4 protein-coding genes are annotated in these 3,596 nt (G+C 35.5%); 1 reads left to right on the forward strand and 3 read right to left on the reverse strand.

All coding sequences use genetic code 11. The features are described 5' to 3' along the window. Positions 1–170 precede the first annotated feature (170 nt). Positions 171–869, reverse strand: coding sequence for an ABC transporter ATP-binding protein (locus ACKI2P_RS11265; RefSeq protein WP_407377630.1), 699 nt, complete (start codon positions 867–869; stop codon positions 171–173). A gap of 9 nt (positions 870–878) precedes the next feature. Then, positions 879–1,988 (reverse strand): ABC transporter permease, encoded by a 1,110-nt coding sequence (locus tag ACKI2P_RS11270; RefSeq protein WP_407377631.1) that lies wholly within the window; start codon positions 1,986–1,988, stop codon positions 879–881. 73 nt (positions 1,989–2,061) lie between these two features. Between ACKI2P_RS11270 and ACKI2P_RS11275 the strand changes: the two genes are divergently transcribed. Beyond that, positions 2,062–2,319, forward strand: coding sequence for a DUF3781 domain-containing protein (locus ACKI2P_RS11275; protein WP_407377632.1), 258 nt, complete (start codon positions 2,062–2,064; stop codon positions 2,317–2,319). Between the two features lie 153 nt (positions 2,320–2,472). Here ACKI2P_RS11275 and ACKI2P_RS11280 read toward each other — a convergent pair. After that, a partial coding sequence (locus ACKI2P_RS11280) for an Ig-like domain-containing protein (protein ID WP_407377634.1) occupies positions 2,473–3,596 on the reverse strand: 1,124 nt, incomplete at its 5' end.

Raw genomic sequence — 3,596 nt, forward strand, 5'->3', positions numbered from 1 at the left:
TTTTTCTAATCGATGTGAAATTTCAAGTGTAACTTAAAATAAATAATAATTAGATTATTTTAAGAGATTTTGAGTAAAAATAGAAATAAAAATAGATTTTTAAAAAATTTTTGCAAAAATCAAATAGGATTTCTACAAAGCCAAAAAAAGAAAGAAATAAAATTGAAATATTAAACATCAATTTTACTGTATATCAATGATTCATCACCTGCAGATATTATCTCACCGTCAAGAACTTCAATAACCCTGTCTGCAAGTTTGGCCACATCCATATCATGAGTTACAATAATCAATGTTACATTCTTATCTTTATGCAAATCGATTAGTTGCTTGAGGATTTTGCTACTTGTCTTTGAATCCAGTGATCCTGTTGGTTCATCTGCCAATATTATTGAAGGATTATTTGCAAGTGCACGGGCAATTGCTACCCTTTGACGTTCACCGCCTGACAACTTGTTCGGCAGCATGTCTGCCTTGTCCTTAAGGCCCACATCGTCAAGCAACTTCAATGCACGATTTCTCATTTCCTTTGATGACAACTTTTGGGTAAACATCGGAATTTCAATGTTTTCCGCAACAGAAATGTTTGGAATCAGATTATGCAACTGGAAAATGAATCCAATGCTTTCAGCTCGAAACTCATTTAACTTTTTGGAAGTCTTTAAATCATGGCCTGCAACGCTTATTGAACCTGAATCCGGAACGTCCAGTGCACCAAGCATGTTCAACAGCGTTGATTTGCCGGAACCTGACGGACCGATAATTGATACAAATTCCCCATCGGCGATTGTGAGGTTGATTCCGTTCAATGCCTTGATTTTGCCGACTTCATAGCTTTTATACAAATCCTTTATTTCTACCGCATTCATAGTTTCACCTTACTCATACCTCAACGCTTCTGTCGGAGGCAGTTTTACCGCCTTTATTGCAGGATAAAGTCCTCCGATGATTCCAACGATAATTGCAATTCCAAATGCCTGGATGAATATCTTAGGTGTAAATAGAGGGTTGATTCCCATCTGCGGACCTAAGAGTGTGCATGCCAAAAATCCGATTACAGATCCGATGATTGCAGAGACGATTGTAATGACCAAAGATTCCCCGACAATCATTGTGAGGATCTTCCTGTCTGACCATCCAACAGCTTTTAAAACTCCTATTTCACGTGTCCTTTCAAACACTGACATCAGCATTGTGTTGATGATTCCAAGACCTCCGACAACAATTGCCAGAAGTGAAATTGCCCATGTAGATGCCTGAAGCATGTTGAGCATGTCTCCCATCTGCTGCATTTCCATTACTGAGGTTATTGTTGCTATATCATCACCGTATTTCTCATCGATTCTGTCTGCAACGACCTGAGGGTCTTCGCCTTTTTCGACTTTAACATAGATGTTTGAGATTGAATCCTCATCATCCATCAGTTCCCCCACCTTGGAAATTGAAGTAAACACTCCTCCGGCCATATTCTGGTCCCCGGTTTCATAGATTCCCACTATCTCAAACTCTTCACCGTCGATTTTGATGGAATCTCCAACCTTATAGTCATTGTCATCGGCATAGATTTCTCCCATAATTGCTTCTGATTCATTGTCCTTGAAGAGTCTTCCTTCCTTCATGGAAATGTCTGCCAAGGTAGTGCCGTTAGGATCAATTCCAATCACAGTATTCATATAATCGTCTCCAACCGAAGTCAGTACAACATAAATCGGATATGCCTCCTCAACACCTGAGACATTTGCAATCTTTTCAGTCCAGTTTGCATCGATGGTGTTGGTTCCATATGCAGAATCTCCAGTTTCCTTTCCGGAAATTGAAAAATCAGCACCTCCCGCATGAATTGTATCTTCAAAGGTATTTACTAACCCATCTGTGATTCCACCAAGAGCGACTATTACTACTATTCCAATTGCAATACCTACAATTGCCAGAATTGCACTGGTTCGCCTCCTGAATGGATTTTTAAGAATAAATTTTAAAAATGACATAATACTAAATAGGTATGCGACATATAAATAAATAGTTATAGACAATACTAAGATGCAAAAAATGGGTGATGAAATGCACAAGAGAACTTTACTTGAAAATGTTGACAAGATTCATACTACCGAAATGGGAATCGGAAGAATACAGAAAAATTTGGGAATCAGTGAAGAACCTGTGAATTATTGTATTTCAAAATTGAAACAGGATAATGCCGTTGTTACTAAAGAAGGCAAAAATTATTATGTTAATGTTGATGGCATTAGAATAACAATTAATTCCAGCAGTTTTACAATAATTACTGCCCATAAAAATAGTAAAAGTTACATACAATGAATGTTATACCCTCAGTTAAATTTTTTACACTCCCATAATATTCAGAAAAAACTTAAAAAATATTAAATATTGTATAAATTATTGAAAAAATAGCAATTGACTAATAAGTTTTTTAGAAATTTAAAAAAAAAATAAAAGAGGAAATGAATTCCTCTATTTTTTAATTTCTGCTTTCTTTACAACTTTTGTTTTTAAGTATACTGCCTTATAAGAAACAATTTTACCGACTTTAAGATTGCGGTAAAGTGACTTTTTAAGGGTAACTTTTGCAACGCCTTTTTTACCTGTTTTAACTGTTTTAACCTTTTTACCTTTGAAGTAGAATGTGATTTTCTTACCAACTTGGTATTTACCATTGACTTTTTTAAGTGTAGCGGTTAAAACAACAGCTTTTTTAGCTGATTTTTTAAACTTAACTGTTTTAAGGGTTACAATCTGTTTTATGGTTACTTTTTTAGAGGCGGATTTGCCTAAAGCAACAGCTTTTATTGTGTATTTCTTATTAGGTAAATAGTTAGATGGTATGTTAAATGTTGCAACACCATTTGTGCTGGTATTAACTGTTTTAACCTTTTTACCATTAATATAGAATACTACATTTGTGTTTTTGGCAACCTTATCGTCTTTACCGTAAACGGTTACTGAGTATTTGGCAGTGTATAAAGCAGATGTCTGTTTTGCAACAACTTTTGGATCAACAACAACAGTTGTGGTAGTGTTTTTAACTATTGGTGAATATTTGTCATCACCAGAGTATGCAATAGTAACTTTGTAGTTTCCCGCAGGTAAATTAGGCACACTTACAGATGCCTTACCGTTAGTCACAATTGCAGTATAGTTTTTATTATCTATAGTGACAGTCAAGGTACCTGTTGCATCATTAGGTAAGTTGATTGAGTAAGTTGGTATTTTAGACTCTTTTGCAGCACCATCTACAGGAATTGTAGTGTCATTTGCAGGAGTTTCAACTTTACTTAATTTAAATGTTGCAGTTGAAGAGTTAGCCAAATACTTATCGTTTTCAGCAATACTTGCAACAACAGTGTATTCGCCAGCTGCCAATTTTGTAGTGTCAACATCAACAGTACCGTCAGCTTTAACAGCGTATACATTACCATTAATGGTTACACTAGCAGCAGTGTTGTTTACAATGGCAATTGTGAAATCATCACCAACATTGTAGCTTTCTCCAACAGAAATGCTTACTTGTGAAGCATATTTGGAGATAGTGAATTTAGCGGTTGATGAATTAGCTTTGAATTTACCATCTTCAGAAA

The organism is Methanobrevibacter sp., from assembly GCF_045541095.1.
Lineage (GTDB): Archaea > Methanobacteriota > Methanobacteria > Methanobacteriales > Methanobacteriaceae > Methanocatella.